6 protein-coding genes are annotated in these 6,464 nt (G+C 32.8%); 2 read left to right on the top strand and 4 right to left on the bottom strand.

The genetic code is table 11. The features are described from left to right. Positions 1–49: 49 nt before the first annotated feature. The 4 genes from AC2A1C_RS15610 to AC2A1C_RS15595 all read right to left on the bottom strand — a co-directional run bounded on the left by AC2A1C_RS15610 (position 50) and on the right by AC2A1C_RS15595 (position 5,234). Positions 50–223, bottom strand: a complete 174-nt coding sequence (locus AC2A1C_RS15610) for a YMGG-like glycine zipper-containing protein (protein ID WP_484026854.1) — start codon at positions 221–223, stop codon at positions 50–52. After that, positions 220–576 (bottom strand): hypothetical protein, encoded by a 357-nt coding sequence (locus AC2A1C_RS15605; RefSeq protein WP_484026853.1) that lies wholly within the window; start codon positions 574–576, stop codon positions 220–222. Before AC2A1C_RS15605 ends, AC2A1C_RS15610 begins: the two co-directional genes overlap by 4 nt. A gap of 255 nt (positions 577–831) precedes the next feature. Then, positions 832–1,872 carry a T9SS type A sorting domain-containing protein gene (locus AC2A1C_RS15600; RefSeq protein WP_484026852.1) on the bottom strand — a complete coding sequence of 347 codons (1,041 nt, stop codon included), beginning with the start codon at positions 1,870–1,872 and terminating at the stop codon, positions 832–834. A 131-nt stretch (positions 1,873–2,003) separates the two neighbouring features. After that, entirely contained in the window at positions 2,004–5,234 is a 3,231-nt protein-coding gene (locus AC2A1C_RS15595) for a hypothetical protein (protein ID WP_484026856.1), read from the bottom strand. 175 nt (positions 5,235–5,409) lie between these two features. Here AC2A1C_RS15595 and gcvH point away from each other — a divergent pair, with 175 nt between their 5' ends. Further along, a complete protein-coding gene (gene gcvH, locus AC2A1C_RS15590; RefSeq protein WP_484026850.1) occupies positions 5,410–5,787 on the top strand; it encodes a glycine cleavage system protein GcvH in 378 nt (125 codons plus the stop codon). Further along, entirely contained in the window at positions 5,780–6,139 is a 360-nt protein-coding gene (locus AC2A1C_RS15585; RefSeq protein ID WP_484026849.1) for a VanZ family protein, read from the top strand. The genes gcvH and AC2A1C_RS15585 overlap by 8 nt, the downstream gene beginning before the upstream one ends. The last annotated feature ends 325 nt before the right edge of the window (positions 6,140–6,464 follow it).

Here is a 6,464-nt window from a genome sequence, read left to right as displayed (position 1 = left end):
TAAAACCCAAAAACGGTCGGAAATTTTCCGACCGTTTTTCATTAAAAATCTACGGCGCTCTGCCTTCTTTTTTATCTTGTGATCTACCAATGATATAACCACCAGTACCACCGATAATTCCACCTATTACAGCACCTGCACCACGATCTTTCTTGTTAATAATAGCTCCAGCTGCTGCACCGCCAACTGTACCAATGATTGCTCCTTTTGCAGCTTTACTCATCTCATCCCTTGTTTCTGAGAGGCAGTTTGGGAAGTTCCTGAAGTTGTTCCTGAAGATCTTCTTTTGGAACGAGGAGTATTGTTTACATACACAGTTTTCGTTTCACGAATTATTTTAGGTTGCTTGCTTTTTGTAGCAACAGCTTTAGCTTCAGCTGCACTATCTGCTTTTTTTTGAGCTTCATAAGCTATTTTCTCTTTTTCAATAGCTAATTTCTGCTTTTCAATTTCTAATTGTCTCATTTGAAACTCAATTTTTTGTTGCTCCAAAGATTTTTCTGCAACCTGATCGTCTTTTTTACAAGCGGTCAGAAGTAATATTGACATCAAACTTGTTGCTATAATATTTTTCATATCCTCTATTTTTTAGAGTGAAATTTCCAAAACAAATTGACTTTTGAAAATCCACGCTATATAAATTTCAAGAATGAAGCCATAGTAAAGTTAATGGAATGTTAAAAACAAAAAGAAGATTAAAATGAATTTATAATAACTATATATAATGTTAAATCAAAAATCGAAGTTATTATTATAATGATAAGGCAAAAAAAATCTCAAAAACCAATGGTAGGTTTTTGAGATCTTATATGTTTTTGATTTAATATCTAATTAATGAACAATAAATTTAGTTTGCATTTTGTTCTTTTGGCTGCTGTTGGAGATGATGTATACTCCTTTTTCTAAACCTGTAACATTTACATTTTGAATTTTATCAGAATTCAATTTAAATTCTTTTACCAATTTACCATCCATAGAATGTATTTTTACATTTTCTTGGTTATAACCATTTTGTATAATTCTTAAAGTCTGACTTCCGGATACATATTCTACTTTTAATGAATTATTATTTTTAGCAGTCTCATTTACAGCCAATGTTAATGGGAAATTTAATTCTGCCCAAGTTCTGGCTATGGAAACCATAGCAATATTTCCTACAGCTTTTCCTGCTTTAGGGGTATTATAAGGAAATGCAACTCTGTCTATATTTGTAGAATTTTCATTGGAACTTATCGGAGCTGTTAGTGTAGCAATAGCTGGTTCTCCGGAAGCAAAAACAGGATCTATATATAGGCTCATGGTATCATTTCCACTTCCCGGATTTATTACATATTTTACAACAAACAAATGCGTTTGGTTAAAAGAATAATCAGAAAGTGTAATAGCAGCTGGGCTTATGGAATCACCAATTTTTATTCCCACTTTAAAACCGGTGGCTGTGCTTCCCGGTTGTACCCAAACTCTTGCAGATGTTACAAATGCACCACCATTCAACAATCGTATTACATCATAATAGGATGATATAGTAGGGTACGCAGAAAAATTCCCTAAAAATGAGAAATAATAAGTTCCGGATGTAATCGGTGTAGATAATAAATGTCCTGGACCATCTTGATCCACTTGTTTTTGTGTGATTACTTTTGTAGCGTTGCCATAACCGGCATAGCTCATGGCAACATCAGAAACCATAACGTTTTCTGCTCCTGAAATTAGGCCGCCTGTTCCTCCATTAGATGAATTATTTGTCCAGCCGTTTTGCCCGTCAAGTTTTGCACTACTTAGAGTAGAAAAATCTTGTTGGAAAATAACTTGTGCAAAAGTATTGGAGCTTAGCAATGCAATACTTATAATTGAAAGTAGTTTTTTATTCATAACAATATCATTTCTTTTGTTTGCTCCAAAAATAATTATTTTTATTATTTGCTTTAAAAAATAATCACTTATCCATTTTCCGCAATCGATTGCTGTGGATAAGTATTTTTTGTAGAATATTTAAATTTTGATCAAAAACTGGCTTTAACCTGCATGCTTCCTATATGTATGGTTCGGTCTCCGGAATTTCTTCCTTCGTAATTCACATTCAGAATTATGAATGAATTCAGTGCTTGTTGGATATATAAACTCCAAACCTGATTTTTCCCCGGTTTCAGACCATCTAACATTTGGTTTCCGACAATGGAGAAACTTTCACCTGTAAAGGTATTATTGATAAAAGAGAAATTCCCACGAATGGAAGTTTTCTTATGTTCCCATTGCAAGGTTCCGGTGATATCAAAAGTTTTCAAAAATTCTGCTCCATCGGTTCTTTTCTTTTGTCGATATGCGGAAGAAAGCTCGGCCAAAATTGCTGAAGTGAATTTATAAGTAGCTTTTGGTTTGGTTTCAAAATTTTCAAGTTGATAATCTCTTGACTTGAATGATTGCGAAGAATTCATAATATTCTGAACAGAATTTTCCCAGTCTACACGAAAATCTTTATTGAACCAATAGCCGACATTCAGGAAATGCGAAGTTTGTTCCCGTTCTTCGTTACTGAAATTTGCATTAACAAGATTATCGTTTGTAATGAAACGATAAGTTCCGTTCCAGCCAGATTTATCCGTATTATTAAATTGTGCGGAAGCCAGAAAACTCTGGTTTTTCAGGATCTGGTTTTCGTTTTTCTCAAAAGGATTCAGTACAAAGACTTTATCTTTTTTATAAAATGAATTTTGAGAATTTAGAGAAATATTAAAATTCCACCGTTTGAAAAAGCGATTTTGAGAATTGAAAACAATCGAAGGATTTACAAATAAAGCAAGCGTTAATTTATTTTTATTGGAAGGAACATAATTTACCGTATTCGTATAGACTCTTATATATTGAGCAAGATCTGCATATTCTGCTACTTCAAATTCGTCCAATTGCTGAATTCCGTCTCCGTTATAATCCGTCCATTTGTAAACACCTTGTCCATCGGTAACTTTTATATATTGAAACTCACGTTGTGCTTCTTGTCCGTTTCCAAGTTCATAAAAAGCCTGCAAACGCATTCCGTTTTTGAATAATTGCTGATTGTATAAAATATTTCCCACCACAAAATCCTGATTCAAATTTGCCAATAAGTCCTGATTTTGATAATAGAATTTTCGATAATGAATCAATGTGCTTAATGTCGTTTTTTCGGTTTTGATGAGTTGGCTTTCTGCCATAATTCCGAGAATGTGATTCATATTTGCCAATGAATTGTTTCGTACAGAATCATTATCACGGAAATACATTTTAGCAAAAAGTTTTGTACGGGCAGAATCTCCGATTTTTTTCTGGGCAAAAATTTCTTTCCAGCTAAAACTTGTAGTATCAAACAAACCTGTTTGCGAATATTTTTTTACATTATGTTCCATGCTTCCGCCAATTCCCCAACTTCCTTTTTTGCCTAAAAATTCAGAAATAATTCCGACACGGATAAATTTTGTATCCAACGTTTCGGAATTGGTTTTGAGATAAGAAAAATTTCCCTTTGTAATGAATTTTCCTGAAATCCAGCCAAAATCTACATCGTTTTTAATTCCTTTATAAGAATTTTTTTCGTCAAGATAATTTAGTTTATAATTTAAAGAAGATTTATTTTTCCATTGATTGAGAAATCCGAAAACAAAACGATTCTGAGTTTTTTGGTTAAATTCCTGAAGAAGGTTGAAATCTCTTGCAAATTCTACATCATTTATCCTGTCCAAAATATGAAACTGCCCAGAAATTCTTTGGTATTCAAAACTCGGAGTTCCTTTCCAGCTATTTTTTCCAAAAGTTTTGTTTCCGAAGATTCTTCCTGCATATCCGGTATTTTGCGCAGCATCTTTTGAAGAAAATAAATTGATGTCATAATTGCTCAATGAAAAATCTGCTCCCACTTTTCCTTCATTCAGAAGATATTCAGAATTAAAAGAAAATACCTGTGCTTTTTGCGGAGAAGGAAGTTTGCGGACAGCTTTATAATTTCCGAGATTAGAACCGACATATTCAAAAACTCTTCCGTTGTTGGTGGTTTGTTTCAAAATATAATCTCCGAGATTTTCACCAAAATAAGTAAATGAAACTTGATACAAAACAGCACTCGAATTAGTAGAAAACTGATAATAGTCTCCATTTGGCGAGTTTATTTTTTCATACAGAATTTTATTGACATCATATTCCGTCTGTACTCCGGAAGGTGCGTACATCAGATCCGGATTATTTCCTGCATTGGCAAGAGCTTCTTCATCTTCTTTGCTAAGATTTAGGGAAAGAGGAGCGTTTTTATTGTCATTTTCCATGAACCAGTTCATCCCGATTTTCAATTTTTCCCTTTGATGCTGAATATTTCCGGTAAATAAATATCTTGAATAATTCCTGTTCGTATAATTATAAGATATGGTAATAAAATTTTGTTTAAAAATCGGACGAAAACTGGTAAATGTAATTTCTCCGGTATTATAATTAATAGTGTAATCAAGATTTTCACCACGTTTCATTAGAATACCATCAATAAAAACCTGTTCCGATCCGGAAATAATGGTGATGAAAAGTTCTCCATTTTTCCCTGTCAATCGATAAGGTCCCTGATTTCCTTCTATTCCTTGAAAACGGATTCTGTGAAATTCGCTTCGTGCAACTCCCGCAGAAATATCCAGAAAAGTTTTATTTTCTTTTCCAAAAGTGGTTTGAAATTCCAGCCCCATGCTTCGTCTCTGATATCTTCCAAAATAAGTGGTTTCATCATTAAGGTCTAAATGTCCGGCTCGAATGATAGAATTATCCTTAATATTAAGTTGTATATAAATTTTGTCGAATTCTTCCAACGTTTGGGTATAACCATCAGCCTGAATTGGTAAATTATGATCGGAAATAGAAGCCAAGACCGAGACATCTTTTGAAAGTTTTCCTGAAATTTGCAAATCCATTGAGCTTTGCACAGACGAACCTTGATTGTTCCCAAACGTAATTCCACGAATAATAGAACCTTTGGAATTGAGGTCGCCCAAAATTCTGGAACGGTCATTCTTTACCAAAACTCCGTCATCTATTATTATTTTTTCTTTGGTTTTAACAAAATCTATAGTGTCTTTCTGGAAAACATCTCTTTCTATTTTAGCAGCAAGGATAGAATCTTGTTTTAAAGAGTCTTCCGGAATGTTGGGATTCTTCCATGTAAAAATCTGTGCACTGAGATTGTTCAGCACAAAAAAGAATACAACTAAAAATAGAAATTTTCTGATCAAATTTTTATATAAAATTCTCGGTAAAATAACGAAATTTAGTTGGTTTTATTTGAAAATGAAACGAAGGTTTATTAGTAAATAAGGTTCTACTTCATTTAATATAAATAAAAGACAAAATGTTTTTGATGATATTACCTTTTTAATTAATTTTGGCTGATAACAATACAATAAAATGAATACACCATCAGAATTAAAGTACACCAAAGATCATGAATGGGTGAAAATTGAAGGCAATATTGCTACAGTTGGAATTACAGACTTTGCACAAAGCGAATTAGGAGATATTGTTTTTGTGGATGTGGATACTGTAGATGAAGAATTGGAAGCAGGAGAAGTTTTTGGTAGCGTGGAAGCAGTAAAAACAGTTTCCGATCTTTATTTGCCGGTTTCCGGAAAAATTACAGAATTCAACGAATCTTTGGAAGACCAACCTGAACTTCTTAATAATGATCCTTATGGAGAAGGATGGATTATAAAAGTAGAAGTAAATGCAGATTTTGATACTTCTGTTTTATTATCTGCGGAACAATATCAGGAGACACTTGGATAAAGTTTCAAAAATATTTAAAAAGATTTTGCCCATTTATTGGGCATTTCTTACTTATATGCTTCTCAAACCAGGGACGGAAAATCAGGAATACTGGTTTATGTTCAGCGGAATTGATAAAATTTTGCATCTTTCTATTTTTGCAGCATTGGGTTTTTGCTTTATAGCTGCTTTTCCCAAAACCAAAATTCTTACCTATATATATATAATACTTATATATGCTTTCCTCACAGAAATTTTACAAGACGAAATGAATTTAGGTCGATCAGCCGAAATCTTAGATGTAGTAGCTGATACTATCGGTTTTTTAATAGGGTATTATATTTTTAAAAAGGTTAAATCTCTTTATTTATAGTAAATATCTCCATGTTTTGACTTTGTGGATAAGTATTTTATTCTTTTTATTGCTCATGTTTACAGTAGTTTAGAGTGTTACTTTTTGCACAATCTTTTATTTTTTTGTCTTATTACTTGTTTTCTATATGTTTCTTGCCATACATTTGCACCACTCAATTAGAGGAGCGCAGCGATAAGATTTAAGAAATAGGGTTTAGAATTTTTTTTCAAAAAAGATTTGGATCGTAAGGAATAAATTATATATCTTTGCAGTCCCGAAAAAAGGGGAAGAGTAGAAGATTGAGATTGACGGTATCAGGAAGGAATAAGCGGAGCTAAAGTAG

Source organism: Chryseobacterium sp. HNCC26DJ241 (assembly GCF_057180505.1).
Note: the sequence above shows the minus strand (reverse complement) of the source record. Positions and strands in the feature narration are given on the sequence as shown.